Genomic DNA, 19,794 nt, shown 5'->3' with positions numbered 1-19,794 from the left:
TGGAGGTATGACCCTGTACGTCGGCACGTCCGGCTGGCAGTACAAGGACTGGCGTGAGGTCCTGTACCCGGCCGAGGTGCCCGTGCGGCGGTGGCTGGAGGAGTACACCGAGCATTTCGCCACCGTCGAGATCAACAACGCCTTCTACCGGCTGCCGTCCCGGGACACCTTCACGTCCTGGGCCGAGCGCGTCCCCCCGGACTTCGTGGTCGCGGTCAAGGCGAGCCGCTTCCTCACCCACATCAAGCGGCTGCGCGACCCGGAGGAGCCCGTGCACCGCCTGATGGACCACGCCGCCGGCCTCGGCGCCCGGCTGGGTCCCGTCCTGCTCCAGCTCCCGCCGACCCTGCGCGCCGACCCCGAACTGCTGGACACCTGTCTGTCCCGTTTCCCCGCCGCCACCCGGGTCGCGGTCGAACCGCGCCACCCGTCCTGGTGGACCCCGGCGGTCCGCGAGGTCCTGCGGGCCAGGGGCGCGGCCCTGTGCTGGGCCGATGTGCAGTCCCGCCCGGCGACCCCGCTGTGGCGGACCGCCGACTGGGGCTATGTCCGCTTCCACGAGGGCCGGGCGAGCCCCTGGCCGCGCTACGGCCAGCGCGCCCTGGAGACCTGGATCGACCGCATCGCCACGACCTGGTCCGACGGCGACGACGTCTACGCCTACTTCAACAACGACCCGGGCGGCGCGGCGGTGGGCGACGCGGCCCTGTTCGGCAGAACGGCCGACCGGGCGGGCCTGACGGTGACCCGCACCCCGCGGGCCCTGGCGACCCGCTCGCACTGACCCGCCGTCTCACTGCGCGTACGCCGCCCGCAGGGCCTCCCGCACGGCCGCCGCCGCCTGCTCCTGGCTCAGCCCCAGCCGCAGCACCCGGTCGGCGTAGGCCCGTGCGGCGAGCGCGGCCTCACGTTCCGCCGCCGACCCCGCCGCCGCCACGAACGTCCCGTTGCGCCCCCGGGTCTCGATCACCCCGTCCGTCTCCAGCGCCCGGTACGCCTTGGCCACCGTGTTCGGCGCCAGCCCCAGCGACTCGGCGAGCCCCCGTACCGTCGGCAGCCGGTACCCCACCGGCAGTGCTCCGGACCGGGCCTGCTCGGCGATCTGCGCCCGCACCTGCTCGTACGGCGCGGCGCCCTCATCGATGTGGATCTTCAAGGTCACGGCCCGATTGTCCCCCACCCAGCGGAAAATGAGAGGCACGAGCACACCGCACGCCCGTAGCGTGCGCTCCCATGACCGTCATCGTGCGCGATCTGCGGCCCGACGCGACCCCCGAGATGGAGGGCTTCATCCGGGTCCGGCACGCGGCTCTGCCGTACATCTTCTTCAGCCCCGAGTCCGTGCGTCACGCCCTCTCGCTGCCCCATCTCCGCGACCATCTGCGGATGCTGGTCGCCGAGGAGGACGGCGAGATCATCGGCACCGCCCAGGTGTCCCTCGCCCAGGACAGCCCGGAGCCCGGCCAGGGCCATCTCAACGTCTATGTGGACCCGGCGCGCACCGGCAGGGGCGCGGGCGCGCTGCTGGTGCGCACCGCCGAGGAGCATCTGGCGGCGCAGGGGGCGACGCACCTGTACGCCTGGGTCCCGGACGAGCCCGGCAACCGTGCCTTCGCCGAACGGCACGGCTACCGTCCCAGCCGCTCCGCGCACTTCCTGGTGCTGGATCTGGCGCGCACCGAGCTGCCGCCGCTCCAGGCTCCCCCGCCGGGTGTCGAGCTGCGCACGGCCGCCGACTTCGCGGACGACCCGCGTCCGCTGTTCGCCCTGGACGCGGAGGCGGGTTCCGACGAACCGAGCGACGTGGGCACCGAGTTCACCGACTACGAGGCATGGGTCGCGGAGTACTGGGAGCACCCCCATCTCGACCGGGAGCTGACCTCGGTGGCCGTGGCCGAGGGCCGCCCCGTCGCGTTCAGCGTGGCGCACACGAACGACGCCGGCCGCTACGGCACGGGCATGACCGGCACCGCCCGCGCCCACCGCGGCCGGGGCCTGGCCAAGCTCGTCAAGAACGACTCCCTGCACCGCGCCCGCGCCGCGGGGTACACGGAGGCGTACACCGGCAACGACTCGGACAACGGGCCGATGCTGGCGGTCAACAAGTGGCTCGGCTACGAGATCCGCGCGACGGAGGTGCGCCATGTCCGCGTCCTCGGCTGACCCGGTCCGTCCGGTGGACGTCGTCCTGGTCAAGGGCGGCCGTACGAAGATCCGTTACACGGCGGAGCTGCTGTCGGACGACGGTACGCGCGTCGCCGTACGCGCCCCGTGGGCCGGTGAAGGGGTGCGGGACTTCGGCTTCGTACGGTTCGAGTCGGGTGACGTCTTCACCGAGTACTACTGGCGGGACCGGTGGTACGCGGTGAAGGAGGTGCGGGCCGCGACCGGTGCCCTCAAGGGCTGGTACTGCGATGTCACGCGCCCGGCCGTGTTCTCGGGGGGTGAGCTGGTCGTGGAGGACCTCGACCTGGACCTGTGGCGCTCCGCCGACGGCACGGACGTACGGCGGCTGGACGAGGACGAGTTCGCCGAGAGCGGCCTGGCCGAGCGGGACCCCGCGGCAGCGGCCGCCGCGGTGACCGCCCTCGACGAGCTGGAGGCGCTCGCGTCCGTCGAAGGCGGCCTGGAGTCCCTGCTGGTGTAGCGGGCCGCTCACACCGTGGCCACCACCGCGTACCGCTCGTCGTCCACCGGGCCGCCCCACAGGCGCGGGTCCTCGGAGAGCCGCTCCAGGCGGGTGCGGCCGGCGAGCGGGGCGAGGAGGGTGGTGAGACGGTCCGCCGGTATGCCGACCGGGGTGACCGTGCCCCAGACGCCCTCCACCAGGACGAGCCGCCCTGCGGGGCGCAGCAGGCCCCGCCAGTGCCGCAGCGCGCGGGCGGGGTCGGGCAGGGCCCACAGCACATGCCGTACGAGCACGGTGTCGAAGCGCTGTTCGCCGACCGGGGGCGCCGCGGCGTCACCGAGCAGGAACACCGCGTCACGCCCGGCGAGTTTGGCGCGGGCCAGCTCGAGCATGGGCGCGGAGAGATCGACCCCGGTGACCCGGTGTCCCTGTTCGGCGGCGAGGAGCGAGAGGCTGCCCGTGCCGCAGCCGAGGTCGAGGACGTCGCAGGGGCGCTCGGGCAGCCAGCTCCGCAGTCGCTCCGCCCAGGCGGCCCGGACCCCGGGGTCGCGCAGGCCGTGATCCGGTTCCTCGTCGAAGCTCTCCGCCTCCGCGTCCCAGTCGACACGTACCGAAGTCATTTCGTCACCTTTCCACCCGTGTGCCCAGGAGTGACACCCACCACTGACACTCGAATCGTGACACTCGCCACTGACAGAGCGAGGTTCGATGAGGAACCCTCCCGGAAAGGGTCTACCTCCGTGGGATCGCGGAACCCGGTGGCTCTCAAGGAGGCAGCCATGCGCCGCACAACTGTGCAGAAGCCCCTGAAGAAGACGGACTCCCGCCGGATCCGCGAAGAGGCGGACGAGCGCCCCGCCGGGCGCCCCGAGGTGCGAAAGGACATCGCGCGCACCTGGTGGCCGGACGGGTGAGACGCCCCGCTGCCCCGGTCAGCCGAGCTGCTTGCGGTAGTGGAGACGGTCGTAACCGCCGTCGACGCGCCGCCCGACGAGCTCGTAGCCGTGCTTCGGGTAGATCTTCTGGTTCTCCCACATCAGCACGTTCGTGCAGAGCCTGACCTCGGGCAGGCCGAGCGCCCGCGCGCGGGCGTCCACGAAGTGCAGCAGCCGCCGTCCGACGCCCGTGCCGTGGGCGTCGGGGTGGACGGCGATGCTGTCGAGGAACAGATGGTCGGGGAACTCCTCGAGGACCACCAGGCCCACGACGGGTTCCCCGGTCACGAACACCTTCCCCGCGGCCACGTCCGCCGCGTGGTCCGCACGCATGGGCAGCGGCACGGCCCCGATGCGCGCGATGTAGGGCGTGTACGCCGCGTCGGTGACCGCCTTCACGGCCGCCGCGTCGGCCGCCGCGGCGGGCCGGATCTCCTCGCTCGTCATACGGGACACGGTAACCATCCGATGCGCACTTACCTGATCTGCGGCTCAGCGCTCCCTTAAGGCAGTCCTAAAGATCGCTCCGGGCCTCGCTCAGCAGGCGTTTTCTACGGTTTCTTGGTTCCGGCACCCGTTATCGAGCAACTCCGGGGCCTGACCGGCGGCTCAGGCCGGACAGGCCCCGGCGGGTCATCTCCCGGTCAGCTGAACACGGACGCGCAGGTGGTGGGGGTGGCGCGGGCCGGGTCGAGCGCGTTGGCCACCTCGTGGAAGGCGATCCGGTCGAACAGGGCGATCGCCACGTGCTCGGAGAGGTCGAGCGGGCACAGGTCCTGGAGCAGGACGTTGTGCACGTCGGACCCGCTGAGGTACTGGCTGCGCCAGGGGGTCGCCACCTCGTCGTACTGGGTGGCGATGACCGTGTAGTGGACGCCGGGGACGGTGTCGCCGCCGGCGTTGAGCTTGGTGAGGAAGGCCGAGCCGGGGATCTGGTCGGCGAGGCCGGGGGTGGCGGCGGAGATGAGGTCCTCGGCGCCGGGGAAGTAGGGCAGCAGGTTGGTGAGGCCGCTGAGGCCGGCGCCGTGGTTGTCGGGGGCGAGACCGACGAGGGCGTTCACCTTGGCGGCGCCGCCGAGGAACTTCAGGTAGTAGCGGGGCATCATGCCGCCCTGCGAGTGGCCGACGAGGTCGGCCTTGGCGGCGCCGGTCGCGGCGAGCACCTTGTCGACGAAGGCGGAGAGCTGTGCGGCCGACCTGTCGATGGGGCCGAGGCCGTGAAAGAGCGGGACGCCCGGCAGTTGGCCGTAGTCGAGGGAGTAGACGCAGTAGCCCCGGTCCTCGAGGTACGGGGCGAGGGACAGCCAGTTGTCGACCGAGTTCCCGAGGGTGCCGTGGACCAGGACGACGGGGCGGGGGTGGGTGGCGGAGGGCTTGCAGCTGTAGTCGTTCCAGCCGCTCGACGAGGTCGTGGCGGTGGAGGAGGCGTGGGCGGCGGAGGCGGGGACGGTGGCGGCCGCGGCTGCCAGCAGCAGTGCGGTGAGGGGTCTGAGCAGGCGCTTCCAGGGCAGCATCGGGTGGTCTCCTTGCGGCTCAAGGGAGGTGCGATGGCCTTACGCCCTGTGATCCGGATCACCAGGATGCTGTTCACTCATCAAGTTACGAACGAGTAGCAGACGTGTGAAGTTACGCGTCAGTAAAAACTTCCAGTGGTAGTCGGCGACGGCCGGGGCCGCCGACATTCCGTCACCAGGCGGGCGTGATGGGGCCGTAGGGCGCGATGCGCCTCAACTGATCACCCAACAGGCGAACTTCACCCTCCCCGAGCACACCCGGCCACCCCCGCACCACTTCGGCGGCCGCCTCCTCCGCCGCCCGGGTGCACTCCCAGCCCCGCCCGGTGAGCACGATCAGCCGGGCGCGGGCGTCACCGGGATGCGCCCGCCGCCCGACGTACCCCTTGCGCACGAGCTCGTCGACGAGCTGACTCGCCGCCTGCCTGGTGACCCCGAGATGGACGGCGAGGTCGGTGACCGTGGCCCCGCCCGGAGCCGGCCGGCTACCTCGACGGCCGCACCGAGCGGATCTCGGCCGGGGACACCCTGATCATCAACCCGGGCGCGACCCTGGCCGTCGAGAACCCGACCGGGCACACCGCGCTGTCCTGGGTCACCACGTCCGTCGGGCTGGAGGCCGAGCCGGCCGACGGCTCGCGGATCACTCCCCCGTGGGCCGACTGACGCGTGCGGCGCGCAGTTCGGCGCGGACCAGCTCCAGCAGCCGCCCCGCCCAGTTGCGACCGCCTGCGGCACGGGTGTCCCTCCAGTACGGGGACTCCGCGTATCCGGTGTAGACGATCGTCGCGTCGCCGGTGCCGAGCAGGATCTCCGCCGGCCCGGGGTGCTGGGTGAACTTGGCGCGCAGCAGCCCGGCCATGACGGCCAGGCGGATCTCCGGCCAGTCGTCCCGTCGTACGGCCCGGCCGCCGCGCTCCTGGGCCTCGGCGGCGGTGGGCGCGTCCCGGACGGCGACCCGGTCGGCCTCGTCGGCCGTGGACAGGGCCCAGTAGCCGTGCAGGACCGACGGGTAGGTGTCCCCCGCGTACCGCAGGGGGGCCGGGAAGTCGTTGTGCAGGACGAACAGGTCGAGCTTCGCGGGGTGCCCCTTCGGGAAGACCCTCTCGTGCAGGACGACCGCCGGCCGGCCCGGGAGGGCCGGATCGTCCGCGTACCGGACGGCCCGCGACTCCCGCTCCCGCTCGACGCCCTCGTCCCCGCGGGTGAAGTAGTCGAGCGCCCACTGGTGCAGTTCGTCCGTCGCCACCGGGCCGTCCCCGTCGACCCGCTCCCCGAGCGCGGTGAGCAGGATCTTCAGCGGCCGGTCCTGATGGTCCATGTCTCCGAGGACGTAGACGCGCCGGTGCGGCGGAATCGCGAGATAGGCCTCCCTGAGCAGCTCCCGGTGGGCCTCGGTGGGCTCCCGGCGGAACACCTCGACGGTGTCCCGGCAGCGCTCGGAGGCCGTCGGCCGGCCCGCCAGCTCCTCGATGAGGTCGGCGACCTCGAGGAGGAAGTTCTGCGGGGTCAGCGGCTCGGGGTAGCGGGCCGACCAGCGGTTCTCCGGCTTCTCGAAAGGCGGCGCCCCGGGGTCCCGTACCGCGATCCGGCCCGAGTCCAGCATCCGCTCCAGGCCGGCCAGATCGGTCAGCTCCGAGCAGCCGACGGCGCCGTCGGCGTAGACGAACAGATCGTCCACGTAGTACTCGTCCGTCCTCTGGACCCGACGCCACACATGGGTCCAGGTCCCGTTGATGCTCTCCCCGTCCACGATTCGCCAGGTCGGCCGCCGCCACGTCATCCGGGCACCCTATGCGACCTCGTGCCGCGCGGGCTCCCGGTTATTCACGCCGCCAGCGCTCCCGGGATCACCGCCCCCGGCCCGAACTTCGCCCGCACCCGGTCGGCGACCTCCTCGATCCGGCGGATCTTCTCGTCGGCGGCATCGAGGGTGAGCTGGTAGGAGGCCTGGTCGGCGGGGCCGAGCGCCTCGGCGCGCAGGACGATCGCCCTGACCCGGGCGCGCTGCAGCCCGAGCGTCTCGTACAGGGAGTACGCCGTCCTCGTCAGGGCCGCCGAGTGCGCGGTCGGCTCCTTGAGGGTGCGGCTGCGGGTGGTGGAGGAACGGTCGGCGTAGCGCACGGTGAGGGTCAGGGTGCGGCAGACCTTCTCCACGGCGCGCAGCCGGGCGCCCAGTTCCCCGGCGGCGGACAGCAGGGCCCTACGATGCCGGTCGGGGTCCAACTCGTCGCGTTCGAAGGGTCGTTCGGCGGCCAGGGAGCGGGAGACGGCGTTCGGGACGACCCGGCCGCGGTCGATCCCGCTCGCCTTCTCCCGCAGCTCGCGGCCCGCCTTCGCGCCGACCAGACGCTGAAGGGTGGCCAGGGGCGCGGCGGCGACCCGGCCGAGGGTGTCGAGGCCGTACTCGCCCAGCGTGCGGGCGGTGGCCGCGCCGACACCGGGCAGCGCGGCCACCGGCTTCTCGGCGAGGAACTCCCGCACCTGGTCCGCGTCCTCCGGGACCGCGCGGGTCAGCCCCGGCCGGGCGTCCCGCAGCGCCACCCGGGCCAGCATCGGGCCGGGACCGGCGCCGATGACACAGTCGACGCCGTACAGCGCGAGGGCGCGGACCCGGATCACCGAGGCCAGCTCCACCGCGCTGCGCCCGAAGTACCGTTCGGCGCCCCGCAGATCGGCCAGCGCCCCGTCCGGCGGCAGCGCCTCGACGACCGGTGTGAACTCCTCGAGCAGCCCGAGCAGCCCCGGGAGGGCCACGTCGGCCTCGTACCTCGCCGGCCACTGGAAACGTACGCAGAGGATGGTCATCCCGCACTCCCCGGACTCTGGTGCCACAACTTCCGTACCGTCGCAGGCCCTTGAGAGGCCTCTTGTCCCGCGGGCCGCAGATCGGCCCATGGATGGAGTTCGTATCCGGTGGGCAGATGGATTCGCCTGCCCCCTGTCGAATCGCCGGACCCTCGCGCATCACCCGCCCCGTCCGGTTCCTCCCCCTCCCCCGCCGCCGGCTCCGCGAGCCGTGCCGCCACCTCGTCCAGCCCGCCCTCGGCGCGCAGGTCGACCAGCTCGGCGAGGTTCCAGGCGGCGGAGCCCACCACGCTCAGGCTGCGCGGGCCGCGCCGCTGCACCACCCCGCGCACCAGCAGCAGCCAGGAGTGGAAGACGGTGTGCGCGCAGGCGTCGTGGGAGTCGTCGAAGAAGGCGAGGTCGACCAGGCCCGTGCCGTCGTCCAGGGTGGTGAAGATGACCCGCTTGCCGGACCGGATCGGCGGGGTCTGGGTGGCCGCCTTGGCGCCCGCGACCAGCACGGTCTCCCCGTGCCGCGCCTCCCGCAGCCGTCGCGCCGGGACCACGCCCAGCTCGTCGAGGAAGGTCCGGTGATCGTCCATCAGATGCTGGGAGGCGTCCATGGACAGTACGCCCAGCTCGGCGCTGAGCCGCTCGGCCGGGGACAGGTCCGGCAGCCCGGCGGGAGCGGTCTTCCGTCCGCCCGCCAGGGGGAGTTGACCGCCGCCCGCGCCCCGGGCACCGCGGTGCAGCTCGGCCAGGTGCAGTTGCAGATCGCGGCGGTTGGCGCCGAACTCGTCCAACGCGCCCACCTGGGCGAGCCGTCCGGCGAGCGGGCGACTGGGGCGGGCCCGTTCCCAGAAGTCGAGGAGTGAGGCGTACGGCTGTCCGTCCGCGACCCGTGCCGCCTCGGCCTCGCTGATGCCGTGCACGTCGGAGAGGGCCAGCCGCAGCCCCCAACGTCCTTGCGCACCAGGGGATTCAGACACCAGTTCGATACGGTGTGCGACACCCGACCGGTTCACGTCCAGCGGCAGGATCGGCACCCCGCGCCGCCGCGCGTCCGCCAGCAGCAGCCGCTTCGGGTACATCCCGGGGTCGTGCGTGAGCAGCCCGGCGTAGAAGGCGGCGGGATGGTGGGCCTTCAGCCACGCCGACTGGTAGGTCGGGACGGCGAAGGCGACCGCGTGCGCCTTGCAGAAGCCGTAGGAGCCGAAGGCCTCGACGATCTCCCAGGTACGCCGAATCGTTTCCGCGTCATAGCCGTTCGCCGTCGCGTGCTGGGCGAACCACACCTTGATCCGCCCCTGCGACTCCGGGTCGGACAGCCCGCGCCGCACCCGGTCCGCCTCACCCCGCCCGCAGCCGGTCATGATCGCGACGATGTCGATGATCTGCTCGTGGAAGACGACGACCCCGTACGTCCCCCGCAGCGGCTCCTCCAGATCGGGGTGCGGACAACGGACGGGCGCCCGCCCGTGCCGCGCCTCGATGAACGGCCGCACCATGTCGGCGGCGACCGGTCCGGGCCGGAACAGCGAGATGTCGACGACCAGGTCGTGGAACGTGGCCGGCTGGAGCCGCCCGACCAGGTCGCGCTGGCCCGGCGACTCGATCTGGAAGCAGCCCAGCGTCTCGGTCGAGCGGATGAGCCGGTACGTCGAGGGGTCGCCCGGCGCCACCGCGTCCAGGTCGATCCGCTCCCCCGTCGCCCGCTCCACCTCGGCCACCGCGTGCGCCATCGCCGACTGCATCCGCACGCCCAGCACGTCCAGCTTGAGCAGCCCGAGGTCCTCCACGTCGTCCTTGTCGAACTGCGCCATGGGGAACCCCTCGCCGCTGGTCGGCACGACCGGCGTGCGGGAGAGCAGGGAGGCGTCGGAGAGGAGGACCCCGCACGGGTGCATGGCGATCCCGCGCGGGAGGGCGTCGAGGGCCTCGACCAGCTCCCACAGCTTTCCGTACCGCTCCTTCTCCGCCGCCAGCGCCTTCAGCTCGGGCAGCTCCTCCAGCGCCGCGCGGGCGTCCCGCGCCCGGATGTGCGGGAAGGACTTGGCGATCCGGTCGATGTCGGCGGGGTCCATGGACAGGGCCGCGCCGACGTCCCGGACGGCGTGCCGGACCCGGTACGTCTCCGGCATCGCGACCGTCGCGACCCGCTCGGCGCCGAACCGGCCGATGATCGCCCGGTAGACCTCCAGCCGGCGCGCGGACTCCACGTCGATGTCGATGTCGGGCAGTACGACCCGTTCCTTCGACAGGAAGCGCTCCATCAGCAGCCCGTGCTCGACCGGGTCGGCGTGCGCGATGCCGAGGAGGTGGTTGACGAGGGAGCCCGCGCCGGAGCCGCGCGCGGCGACCCGGATGCCCATGCGCCGTACGTCGTCGACCACCTGGGCGACGGTGAGGAAGTAGGAGGCGAAGCCGTGGTGGGCGATGATGTCCAGCTCGTGGTGCATCCGCTCCCAGTAGGCGTGCCGGTCGGCGTAGCCGTGGAGCACCATGCCCGCCGCCGCCCGGGAGGCCAGCGCCCGCTGGGCGGTGCGGCGGCCCGCGCCGACGAGGTGCGGTTCGGGGAAGTGGACGGTGCCCATGCCGAGGTCGCCCTCGGGGTCGACCAGGCATGCGGCGGCCGCGGCCCGGGTCTGTTCCAGCAGCCGGTGGGCGGTGTCCCGCCGGAAGCCCGCGGCCTCCACGATCCGCTCGGCCGCCGCGGCCATGGCGTCCGCGCCCTTCAGCCAGGCCTCGCCCGAGTCGAGCTCCTTGGCGGGGTCGACGGGGACGAGCCGGCGGGCGGCGTCCAGGACGTCGGCGACCGGGCCCTGGCCGGGGTCGGCGTAGCGGACGGCGTTGCTGAGCACGGGGCGGATCCGCTGCTCGGCGGCGAAGCCGACGGTGCGGGCGGCCAGCCGCAGGGAGCCCGGTCCGGTGCCTTCACGGCCGTGCCAGACGGCCTCGAGGCGCAGGGCGTCGCCGTACACCTCACGCCAGGGGGCGAGGAGCTTCGCGGCCCGGTCCGGGCGGCCGGCGGCCAGGGCGCGGCCGACGTCGGAGGCGGGGCCGAGCAGGACGGTCAGGCCGTCGCCGTGGTTGCCGGTCCAGGGCAGCACGGGGAGGTCCCCGTCGGCGTGGGCGGCGGTCACGATCCGGCACAGGTCGGCCCAGCCCCGGGCGCCGTCGCGGGCGAGGAAGGTGACGCGGGGGGTCGACTCGTCGATGAAGGCACCGCCGCGCACCGGGGTGCGGCGCCGTTCCCGTCGTACGTCGCTGTCCTGCCGTACGGGCCCGGCGACCGCCAGGTCCACGCCGAACAGCGGGCGCACGCCCGCCTTCGCGCAGGCCTTGGCGAAGCGGACCGTGCCGGCCAGGGTGTCGCGGTCGGTGAGGGCGAGGGCGTCCATGCCTCGTTCAAAGGCGCGCTCGGCCAGCCGCTCCGGGTGCGAGGCCCCGTGACGGAGGGAGAACCCGGAGACGGTGTGCAGATGCGTGAAGCCTGGCACACGCACCTCCCACGATCACTCTTCGAACATCAGTTCCCTAATCCCTCACCCCCACCATAGACCAAATTCCGAACGTGTGTACGATGACGACTCGGGCGTCCCCCACCTGCGGGAACGCCCGAGTCACCTGCGGAAACGGGGGCAAACACACCCACGAGGGAGCCGCCGCTGTCGCCGGGCTCGGCGCAGACGTCGGTCCGGATCAGACCGTCGACGATGTCGCCGTTGCCTTTGTTCACGGTCGCGTCCAGACCGGTGCCCGTGCCGGAGTGGACCCGGGTGGTGGAGCCGCCGCGGGTCACCCTCATTCCTGCCCGGAAGCCGGTGCGGGCACAGGAGGAGGCGCGGGAGCCGACGCAGGCGCCGGTGCGGGCGCCGGTGCGGGCGCCGGTGCGGGCGCGGGCAGTTGCTGCTGTGCCTTCTCCAGGAACCTCAGCAGCTCCACCGGGAACGGCAGCACCAGCGTGGAGTTCTTCTCGGCGGCGACCGCCACCACGGTCTGCAGCAGCCGGAGCTGGAGCGCGGCGGGCTGCTCGGACATCTCGCGGGCCGCCTCCGCCAGCTTCTTGGAGGCCTGGAGCTCGGCGTCGGCGTTGATGACCCGGGCCCGCCGCTCCCGGTCGGCCTCGGCCTGCCGGGCCATGGACCGCTTCATCGTCTCGGGCAGGGAGACGTCCTTGATCTCGACCCGGTCGATGGTGACGCCCCACTCCACGGCCGGGCTGTCGATCATCAACTCCAGCCCCTGGTTGAGCTTTTCGCGGTCGGAGAGCAGATCGTCCAGCTCGCTCTTGCCGATGATGGACCTGAGCGAGGTCTGCGCCATCTGCGAGACGGCGAACCGGTAGTCCTCCACCCGGACCACCGCCTCGGCCGGGGAGGTCACCCGGAAGTACACGACGGCGTCGACCCGGACCGTCACATTGTCCCGGGTGATGCCCTCCTGGCCCGGCACCGGCATCGTGACGATCTGCATGTTGACCTTCTTGAGCCGGTCGACGCCCGGCACGATCAGCGTCAGCCCCGGTCCGCGCACCTGCGGCCGCAGTCTCCCGAGGCGGAAGACCACACCCCGCTCGTACTGCTTGACCACCCGCGCCGCCGCCGCCACGTACACCACTCCGGCGGACACGAGCCCGGCTCCCGCCGCCACCAGCTCCTCGACCATGCCGGCCCCCAGGGGTCCGAAGCACTTCCGTCCATGTCCCGTCCTACGACGGTAACCCCGTCCCCCTGCAAGAGGGAGCCCCCGCACGGCGGTTCACGTGCGGGGGCCCGTCGAACGGTGCCTCGGAGACGACGTACCGGATGTACCGGGTGTACTAGAAGACGCTGACGCCGTACGCGCTCAGGGCCTCCGCCACCGGCTGGAAGAAGGTCGTGCCGCCGGAGGTGCAGTTGCCGCTGCCGCCGGAGGTCAGACCGTAGGCGATGCCGCTGGTGGAGTACAGCGGGCCACCGGAGTCGCCGCCCTCGGCGCAGACGTTGGTCTGGATCATGCCGTAGACGATGTCGCCGCCGCCGTAGTTGACGGTGGCGTTCAGCGCGGTGACCCGGCCGCTGTGGATGCCGGTCGTCGAGCCGTCACGGTAGACCGTGGTGCCGACGCTGGGCGTGCCCGAGCTGGTGATGTCCGTGTTGCCCGCGGTGCCGGACTTGGTGACCGAGCTGTTGGTGTAGCGGACCAGCGCGTAGTCGTTGGTCGGGAAGCTGTAGCTGACGTTCGTGCCCAGCACGGTCGACTGCCCGGAGTTGGAGTACCAGGTCGACGCGACCTCGCCGCAGTGACCGGCGGTCAGGAAGTAGTAGGTGCTGCCGCTGACCACGTTGAAGCCGAGCGAGCAGCGGTAGCCGCCGCCGTAGATGGCGTCGCCGCCCGCGATGAGCTTGTTGAACTTGCCGGGCGTGTGCTTGATCGTCAGGGCGCCGGCGTTGCTGCCCGCGGCCTCCTTGATCTTCGCGATCTCGGCGTCGGACACGGTGCTGTCGACGGTGACGAGCAGGCGGTTGGTCTTGCTGTCGACGGCCCAGGCGGTGCCCGGGACGTCCGCCTGGAGCACCGAGGCGCCGGCGCTCTTGAGCTGGGCGGAGCTGAAGGTGGCGCTGTCGGCCGCGCTCGCGTGGGGGATCGCGATGGCCGCCGCGGCCACGAGTCCGGTGGTGACGGCGATCAGCCGGCTCCGTCTCGAGATGCCGCGGGTGGTGGGGGTGGTGCGCTTGATCCTCACGTTTCGTTCCCTCCCAGGGGAAGTCGGGGGCCCGTCGTGTGGGGTCGGGGCCCGTGAGGCGCAGCCAGGATCAGACGTTCGCCCGGATTCCGGACACGCCGTGACCCTGACAAGCGCTGAGGGGGAGTATTCGGCCGAACGGCCGGTCGGCGCAAGGGCGCCTTTCGGCCGTCAGACCTTGAACGAACTGCGTGAGTTGAGCCCTCTTGGAGGTCTCTTGTCCCAGCTCAGACCAGGTTGCGCTCCCCTGCCTCGATCTCCACGCCGAGAGTGTTCCCCGGTGGCGGGAAGGGGCAGATGAAAGCGTCGGCGAATGCACACGGAGGCAGTACGGCCCGGTTGAAGTCCACCGTGGTGCGCCCCTGCTCGTCGGGGGCACCCGGGTGGAGGAACCGGAACCGGTGGCTGCTCACCCCGCTCGTGGAGTCGGCGAACACCGCCCACAGCGAGCCGTCACCCTGCACGGACACCTGGAGCGTGTGCTCCTGCCCGTCGAGAGCGAACGTCAGTTCCCCGCCGAGGCCGAGGCCGCGTTCCCGCCCGTCGGCGTTCGGGACCCGGACGGTCCGGTGCTCGCCGTACGGCGTGAAGCGCCCCGGCACCGACCAGCGCGCCCCGTACGGGGTGGCCTCCACGCCCCGGAACAGGCGCCGGGCGTCGGCCCCGGGGTCGAAGTCGCGTACCCCCCAGACCCCTTCCCGTACCAGCACGACCAGCCGTCGCCGCCCGTGCGCGACGCGGGCGGTGTCGACCGCCCCGGGGTCGGCGCCGAGCCGTACCGTTCCGCCGAACGGCCGTCCGTCCAGGGTGAGCCCGTCGGTCTCGGCCGCCGTGAGCAGCACGCCGTCCTCTTCCGCCACCCAGACCCCCGGGATGTCCGGAAGTCGACCGTCCGGAAAGTCCTCCAGCCAGTGGGTGCCGGTGAGGGCGAGCGGGCCGTAGGGCTCCGTGAGCGTGTCCAGGCGGTGTGCGTGCCACTGCTTCCAGAGGTCTGCCGCGTCCGTCGTCATCGGGTCAGCCTTTCGGTTCGTGCTGTCGGTGCGTACTGAGGGGCGGGCCGGGTGAGGCCCAGGTGCTCGCGCAGGGTGCCGCCCGGGTAGAAGGTGCGGAACAGACCGCGGTGCTGGAGCAGCGAGACCGTCCCGTTGACCAGGCGTTCCAGGTCGCGGTGGGGTTCCACGGGGACGAGGTGGAAGCCGTCGGCGGTGTCGTCCTGGTGCCAGGAGGCGATCAGCTCGGCGAGGTCGACGGGGCCGCCGCGGTAGAGCGGGCCCCGGCCGGTCTGCCGGGGGCCGCCCCCGCCGTGCCCCCGCTCGGCGGCGTGCTCGCCGTCCCCGAGGTCGACGAGCAGACTCACCAGCACCCTGAGGGAGTCAGGGTCCCGGCCGCCCGCGACGGCCTCGGCGCGCAGTTCGCCGCGTACGGCTCCGGCCTGCGCGGGACCCGCCACCCGGACCAGGGCCACATCGGCGTACCGGGCGGCGGCGGGGCGCGCGGCCGGCTCGGTGGCGTCGACGACCCGTACGGGACGGCCGGGCAGGAGGGCCTCTGACAGGGCCTCACCCGAGGGTGCGTCGATCCGCAGGCCGGCCCGGCCCCGGGCGGCACGGTCGAGCGTGGCGACCGCGGCCCCGGCCCGGGGTTCGCCGAGCGCGGCCACCAGTCCGACGCGGCGTGTGGCCGCCGCCATCCGGGTGAGCACGGCCGACGCGTCGAACCCGGGCCGGCCGGGGGCGTCGTCCAGCGTCACGAAGTCCAGCCCGCCGCGCTCGGCGAGCCGGGCCAGCTCCACGTGGGGGGCGGCCCCGTCCACGCCCGGCAGGTCGACGGCGGCGGCCAGATGCAGCAGTCCCATGGCTCACCGCACCTTCGACGGCAGCGGCTTCGGGCCGGGGCCCCGGTGCACGGACCTGATGTCGACCAGGACGGTCATCGTGAGCATTCCTTTGCTGGTCCGGAGGGGGCTCATGCGGCGGCGTCGGCGCCGAGGTCCCGCAGGAACACCAAGGCGGCGCGCGCGGTGGCGTCGTTCTGCCGGAACGCGGGACCGCCGGTGCGGGGGCGGGTGAAGGCGCCGGGGGTGCGTCCGTCGGTGTGCGGGCCGAGCGCGAAGCGCCGCGGGTGCGGCCGGCCGGCCCGGTCCAGGACCCGCCCGTCGACCCGGTCCACCCGCAGCAGTCCGTCGGCCGTCTCCCCGGCGCCCTCGGCGTGCAGGGCGCGCAGCAGCGGATCGAGGGCGCGCCGCAGCGTCGGCTCGGGCAGCCGGGCCTCCACCAGGGCCCGTGCCCGCACGGAGTACCCCGGCACGGTCGGGCTGGACGCCCGGAACGCCCCGTCCTCGGCGTGTACGGCCATGTCGGCGCCGACGAACTTCACCACCCCCGCCCGGGAGAGCGCGAGCAGCTGCCGCAGCCGGGGGCCGGGCGGCCCGGAGGCGAGATAGCTGAAGAACCCGTGCCACCAGGAGCCGATGTCCCCGAGCCGCACGAGCTGCCCGTAGACGGAGAGGAGCCCGAGGAACACGGACAGGTCGGCGCTGTGCGAGGGATCGTGACGACGGCCCAGATCGTCCTCGACGTACCGTCGCAGACCGTCCTGGAACTCCTCGTGCGAGGCGTACCGCAGCCCGTCCAGCGGCCGGTCGAGCACGGCGAGGTCGAGCCGGTCGGCGGGGTCGGGCACGGCGGAGGCGACGAGGGCCTCCCGTTCGGCCTCGCCCGCGGCGACCGCGTACTTCTCCTCGAAGTCCGTCCAGGCGATCGCGGTCCGCTCGGGATGGGTGGTGAACAGCCGGTGGTAGTGGGCGAAGCCCAGCTCCTTCTCCACCAGCGGCCACACGTCCCGGCGGAAGTCGAACCCGCCGGGGCGCGCGAGGAGTTCGTCGGTCTCGGCGGGCCCGAGGAACCGGGGCAGCGGGGGCCGTTCGCCGGTCCAGTCGTAGCCGATCTTCGAGTGGTACGGCACTCCGCGCCGCGACCCGACGTACAGGACCGGCTCCCGCCCCGAGGGCACATAGGTGTCCCCCTCGCCCCCCTCGTACCGTCCGCCGCGCCCTTCGGTGAGCAGCACCATCAGGTCGACGAAGGCCAGCCCGAAGCCGCGCACGAGGACGGGTTCACCGGGTCCGAGCGCGGACAGGTCGCTGTCGGCGGTGAAGTCGGGCGGCAGATGGGTGAGCCCGTGCTCGCGGGCGTACGCGGCCAACTCCTTTTGTTCGTCGTCGAGTTCGGCGTCGAGGTGGCCGAGCGCGAGGACGACGAGGTCGGCGGCCAGCGGCTGGGGCCGCCCCTCGAGCCAGACCTGCTGACGCCCGTCGCGCGGACCGCTCACCCGCAGCGCGCGCCGGGGATGACGGTGGACGGTGATCTCCTCCGGGAGGGCGGCGACGGCCTGTTCGTGCACCCAGCTCAGATAGGCGCCCTGGAGCTGCCGGTCGGCGAAGAGCCTCCCGTCGACACCGGCCCACTCGTGCAGGGTGGGCCCCGGCCGCACCGGCCCGTCCATGACCACCGTCTCGTCGGTGAACATGGTGACGTCCTCGGCGTGCGAGTTCATCCACAGCAGCGGCGACTGGGCGGCCCGCCAGATCCGTCCGGCGCCCGGCGGATGCGGGTCGACGAGATGGATGTCGAGGCCCTGACCGGCGTACAGCTCGGGCGCGTTGGCCGCGATGCGTTCGATCAGACCGGTCCCCCGCGGCCCGGCCCCCACGATCACGAGGGAGTGTCTGTGGCCCGGGGCGGCGGGGATGGGGGCAAGGGTGTCGGAAGACATGCGAAGGCTCCGTGACGCATCGGTCGAACACGGTGGAGTGCCTTCACACGGCAGGAATCACGGCCGAGCCCCTCAGCAGGGCCGTACAGCGAGAGTACGGCGGTGTTTCCCCTCACTGTCAAGGCTGTCCGAACTGTGAGCCGTACGTCTCATCTCGGTTGACGGGTAATCGGAGACCTGTTCCACTTGGCCCATGCATCCGCAGCAGTGGCTGGTCACCCGCTCCCACATCGACTTCGGTCGAGTGTGGTCCTGTTCCTGTTGAGCCGACCCCCTGCGCGCCCGGGACGCCTCCGCGTCCCCCTCTCCGGCCTTCACACCCCTCCCCTCGCTTCACCCGCACGCCGACCCGCACCCCCCTTGGGGGCGGGGAACCGCGCGATCAACCCCGCACCACCCGTACCCGGGCCACCGACCGTCACCCCGACGGCGATTCAGCGCACCCCGGAGGAAGCCCGCGCCCCCGAAGAACCCCGCACCCCGATGACCCGATCCATCAACACCCCCAGCACGTCCCGCACAGACCCCCGCTCCCGGGCATCGCACTCCAGCACCGGCACATCGGGGTCCAGCCCCAGCACCCCCCGCACCTCGTCCAACCCGCACCGCTCGGCCCCGTCGAAGCGGTTCACGGCGAGCACGAACGGCGCCTCCTGGGCCTCGAAGTAGTCGACCGCCGGAAAGCACTCCTCGAGCCGGCGCGTGTCCGCGAGGACGACCGTCCCGAGGGCGCCCTCCACCAGGTCGTCCCACAGGAACGAGAACCGTCCCTGCCCGGGCGTCCCGAACAGATACAGCGCGATGGCCGGGTCGAGGGTGATCCGCCCGAAGTCGAGCGCGACGGTGGTCCTGGTCTTGGTCTCCACGCCCTCCAAGGAGTCGACTCCCACCGACACCTGGGTGATGGCCGCCTCGGTGTCGAGGGGCTCGATCTCGGAGACGGCTCCGATGAAGGTCGTCTTACCGACCCCGAGCCCCCCGCTCACCACGATCTTGACGGCAAGCGGCACAGTCTTCTCTGAGCGCCCGGGCATGATCCGTGATCCTTTCGAGCTTCCGTGTCTCGACAGGAGATACGTCCCGAAGGCGCTCCGCACTCACCGTGCGCCCGCACGGGGCCCCGCGCGCACGGCAGGTGACCGTGTGTCAGCAGGAGCAGTCGCAGCCGCAGCAGTCGCACCCGTCGCAGCAGTCACCGCACCCGCAGTCGCAGTTCCCGCAGTCACAGTTGGAGCAGCAGCCCTCGTGCTTCTTCCGCGACCAGGGACCCTCGAACTCGTCGGCACAGCACACCTGGCAGGTGCAGAACAGCCCGATCGCGACGGCGCACCCGGCGAGCAGCCCCCGCGGCTGCTTGGGCGGCGCGGGCATCTGCGGCGGGGGCCCGAACGCGGCCCGGCCCTCCTGCGCGGCCCCCGGGTGCGTGTGCCCGCACGAGGTCGTCCCGAACGCCCGGTCCACCGACCGCTCCAGCTCGTGCGCGAGCAGCAGATGCGCCAGCCCGCGGTCCACGAACTCGACGTCCTTCAGTGCGAGCCGTATCCCGTGCAGGGCGTCGTCGGCGAGCCTCCGGGCCTCGGTGAGCGGGGTCCCGGTGGCCGTGAGCGGATTCCAGGCGCCTGCCCGCGCGTCGGCGGCCTGGTCCTCGACGGCGTCCAGCAGATGCGCCAGCCGTCCGAACAGCCGCCCGGCCTCCGCGAGCGGGACGGCGTTGCCCGGCCGGCCCGCCAGGACGGCGGTGTGGGCGAAGGCGGCGGCCGTGGCGGTCTCGGTCGGCTCGGTGACGGTCAGCAGTGAAGTGCCGGGCCCGGCCAGCGCCTCCAGGCCGACCTGCCGGTCCACGGCGTCCACCAGGACCGCCGTGTCGAAGCCGACCGCGGCCCCGCCGCGCTCCCCCGCCCTCCCCCAGCTCCGGGCGACCCTGCGGGCGGCGACGGCGACCGGACGCCGGGCCAGCAGCCCGTCCCCGTCGGCGACATGGTCGCGCACCTTGGCCGAGGCCAGCACCAGCGAGACGGCCGCCGCGAGCCGCGCCCCCTCGCCCTGGGCGACGGAGGCGGTGCGCATCCCGCGCAACGGGCACGGGCCCGCCGTACGCCGCCGACCGGTCGCCGTACCCACCTGAGCATCCGTCAGGACCGAGATGAGCAGCCCGTCGTAGTTGGTGACGACCCGCGCGAACTGGCCGTGGTCGCCGCGCAGCGCGAGACAGAGTCCGCACAGATGCGCCATCCACTCGGCCTTGAGCCGCTCACCGAGCCGGTGACCGCACGGTCTGACGATTCCGAACATGACAACCCCCGTAGTCCTCGGTCCGTGTTCCCCTGCCCGAGAGCCGGGCCGTTAAGACATTGAGCTGCCGCATGCTATCGGCCGATAATCGCCTTTGAACGCTCCACCCTCTTCACCCGTACGCACCAGGTATCA

Annotated in this window: 18 protein-coding genes and 3 pseudogenes; 5 read left to right on the top strand and 16 right to left on the bottom strand. The window is 72.7% G+C overall.

Annotated features, from left to right (window positions below; all coding sequences use genetic code 11):
* Nucleotides 1-7 precede the first annotated feature (7 nt).
* The gene (locus OG852_RS37685; RefSeq protein WP_133913572.1) at nucleotides 8-784 is read left to right on the top strand and encodes a DUF72 domain-containing protein; all 777 of its coding nucleotides are present in this window, start codon (nucleotides 8-10) and stop codon (nucleotides 782-784) included.
* A 9-nt stretch (nucleotides 785-793) separates the two neighbouring features.
* Here the strand turns inward: OG852_RS37685 and OG852_RS37680 are convergent, their stop codons facing one another.
* Nucleotides 794-1,162 carry a GntR family transcriptional regulator gene (locus tag OG852_RS37680; RefSeq protein ID WP_330350253.1) on the bottom strand — a complete coding sequence of 123 codons (369 nt, stop codon included), beginning with the start codon at nucleotides 1,160-1,162 and terminating at the stop codon, nucleotides 794-796.
* Between the two features lie 71 nt (nucleotides 1,163-1,233).
* Here OG852_RS37680 and OG852_RS37675 point away from each other — a divergent pair, with 71 nt between their 5' ends.
* Nucleotides 1,234-2,163: a GNAT family N-acetyltransferase gene (locus OG852_RS37675; RefSeq protein WP_330350252.1), complete on the top strand. Its 930-nt coding sequence runs from the start codon at nucleotides 1,234-1,236 to the stop codon at nucleotides 2,161-2,163.
* The gene (locus tag OG852_RS37670; RefSeq protein WP_133913575.1) at nucleotides 2,144-2,647 is read left to right on the top strand and encodes a DUF402 domain-containing protein; all 504 of its coding nucleotides are present in this window, start codon (nucleotides 2,144-2,146) and stop codon (nucleotides 2,645-2,647) included. The genes OG852_RS37675 and OG852_RS37670 overlap by 20 nt, the downstream gene beginning before the upstream one ends.
* A gap of 8 nt (nucleotides 2,648-2,655) precedes the next feature.
* Here OG852_RS37670 and OG852_RS37665 read toward each other — a convergent pair whose 3' ends face one another.
* Entirely contained in the window at nucleotides 2,656-3,249 is a 594-nt protein-coding gene (locus OG852_RS37665) for a class I SAM-dependent methyltransferase (protein ID WP_330350251.1), read from the bottom strand.
* 159 nt (nucleotides 3,250-3,408) lie between these two features.
* Between OG852_RS37665 and OG852_RS37660 the strand changes: the two genes are divergently transcribed.
* Nucleotides 3,409-3,543: a hypothetical protein gene (locus tag OG852_RS37660; protein ID WP_133913577.1), complete on the top strand. Its 135-nt coding sequence runs from the start codon at nucleotides 3,409-3,411 to the stop codon at nucleotides 3,541-3,543.
* A gap of 18 nt (nucleotides 3,544-3,561) precedes the next feature.
* Here the strand turns inward: OG852_RS37660 and OG852_RS37655 are convergent, their stop codons facing one another.
* From OG852_RS37655 to OG852_RS37645, 3 genes and pseudogenes are all read right to left on the bottom strand, one after another.
* Nucleotides 3,562-4,011, bottom strand: a complete 450-nt coding sequence (locus tag OG852_RS37655) for a GNAT family N-acetyltransferase (RefSeq protein ID WP_133913578.1) — start codon at nucleotides 4,009-4,011, stop codon at nucleotides 3,562-3,564.
* 197 nt (nucleotides 4,012-4,208) lie between these two features.
* Complete coding sequence (locus OG852_RS37650) at nucleotides 4,209-5,078, bottom strand: lipase family alpha/beta hydrolase (RefSeq protein ID WP_133913579.1); 870 nt, start codon at nucleotides 5,076-5,078, stop codon at nucleotides 4,209-4,211.
* Nucleotides 5,079-5,250: 172 nt separating this feature from the next.
* A pseudogene (locus OG852_RS37645) lies at nucleotides 5,251-5,565 on the bottom strand (MarR family winged helix-turn-helix transcriptional regulator); the annotation flags it as partial.
* Nucleotides 5,566-5,567: 2 nt separating this feature from the next.
* Between OG852_RS37645 and OG852_RS37640 the strand changes: the two are divergent.
* Nucleotides 5,568-5,744: pseudogene (locus OG852_RS37640) on the top strand (cupin domain-containing protein); the annotation flags it as partial.
* Here OG852_RS37640 and OG852_RS37635 read toward each other — a convergent pair.
* The 11 genes and pseudogenes from OG852_RS37635 to OG852_RS37585 all read right to left on the bottom strand — a co-directional run bounded on the left by OG852_RS37635 (nucleotide 5,722) and on the right by OG852_RS37585 (nucleotide 19,659).
* On the bottom strand, nucleotides 5,722-6,861 hold the full coding sequence (locus OG852_RS37635; RefSeq protein ID WP_133913580.1) for an NADAR family protein: 1,140 nt from the start codon (nucleotides 6,859-6,861) through the stop codon (nucleotides 5,722-5,724). The pseudogene OG852_RS37640 and the gene OG852_RS37635 sit on opposite strands and share 23 nt — an antisense overlap.
* Nucleotides 6,862-6,905: 44 nt before the next feature.
* Nucleotides 6,906-7,886 carry a DNA polymerase Y family protein gene (locus OG852_RS37630; RefSeq protein ID WP_133913581.1) on the bottom strand — a complete coding sequence of 327 codons (981 nt, stop codon included), beginning with the start codon at nucleotides 7,884-7,886 and terminating at the stop codon, nucleotides 6,906-6,908.
* Nucleotides 7,883-11,365, bottom strand: a complete 3,483-nt coding sequence (locus tag OG852_RS37625) for a DNA polymerase III subunit alpha (protein WP_133913582.1) — start codon at nucleotides 11,363-11,365, stop codon at nucleotides 7,883-7,885. The genes OG852_RS37630 and OG852_RS37625 overlap by 4 nt, the downstream gene beginning before the upstream one ends.
* A gap of 29 nt (nucleotides 11,366-11,394) precedes the next feature.
* Nucleotides 11,395-11,676: pseudogene (locus OG852_RS51065) on the bottom strand (hypothetical protein); the annotation flags it as partial.
* The gene (locus OG852_RS37615) at nucleotides 11,670-12,533 is read right to left on the bottom strand and encodes a slipin family protein (protein WP_330350250.1); all 864 of its coding nucleotides are present in this window, start codon (nucleotides 12,531-12,533) and stop codon (nucleotides 11,670-11,672) included. The gene OG852_RS37615 and the pseudogene OG852_RS51065, both read right to left, overlap by 7 nt.
* A gap of 154 nt (nucleotides 12,534-12,687) precedes the next feature.
* The gene (locus OG852_RS37610) at nucleotides 12,688-13,593 is read right to left on the bottom strand and encodes a S1 family peptidase (RefSeq protein ID WP_133913584.1); all 906 of its coding nucleotides are present in this window, start codon (nucleotides 13,591-13,593) and stop codon (nucleotides 12,688-12,690) included.
* Between the two features lie 227 nt (nucleotides 13,594-13,820).
* Nucleotides 13,821-14,603, bottom strand: coding sequence for a DUF1684 domain-containing protein (locus OG852_RS37605; protein WP_330350249.1), 783 nt, complete (start codon nucleotides 14,601-14,603; stop codon nucleotides 13,821-13,823).
* On the bottom strand, nucleotides 14,600-15,448 hold the full coding sequence (locus OG852_RS37600) for an LLM class flavin-dependent oxidoreductase (protein WP_330350248.1): 849 nt from the start codon (nucleotides 15,446-15,448) through the stop codon (nucleotides 14,600-14,602). Before OG852_RS37600 ends, OG852_RS37605 begins: the two co-directional genes overlap by 4 nt.
* 110 nt (nucleotides 15,449-15,558) lie before the next feature.
* Nucleotides 15,559-17,367, bottom strand: coding sequence for an FAD/NAD(P)-binding protein (locus OG852_RS37595; RefSeq protein WP_330350247.1), 1,809 nt, complete (start codon nucleotides 17,365-17,367; stop codon nucleotides 15,559-15,561).
* A gap of 434 nt (nucleotides 17,368-17,801) precedes the next feature.
* Nucleotides 17,802-18,401, bottom strand: coding sequence for a GTP-binding protein (locus OG852_RS37590; RefSeq protein ID WP_133913588.1), 600 nt, complete (start codon nucleotides 18,399-18,401; stop codon nucleotides 17,802-17,804).
* A gap of 112 nt (nucleotides 18,402-18,513) precedes the next feature.
* The gene (locus OG852_RS37585) at nucleotides 18,514-19,659 is read right to left on the bottom strand and encodes a DUF5685 family protein (protein ID WP_133913589.1); all 1,146 of its coding nucleotides are present in this window, start codon (nucleotides 19,657-19,659) and stop codon (nucleotides 18,514-18,516) included.
* Nucleotides 19,660-19,794: the final 135 nt, after the last annotated feature.

The organism is Streptomyces sp. NBC_00582 (assembly GCF_036345155.1).
GTDB lineage: Bacteria > Actinomycetota > Actinomycetes > Streptomycetales > Streptomycetaceae > Streptomyces.
The sequence above is the reverse complement of the archived record's forward strand: the minus strand, read 5'-3'. Positions and strand labels throughout refer to the sequence as shown.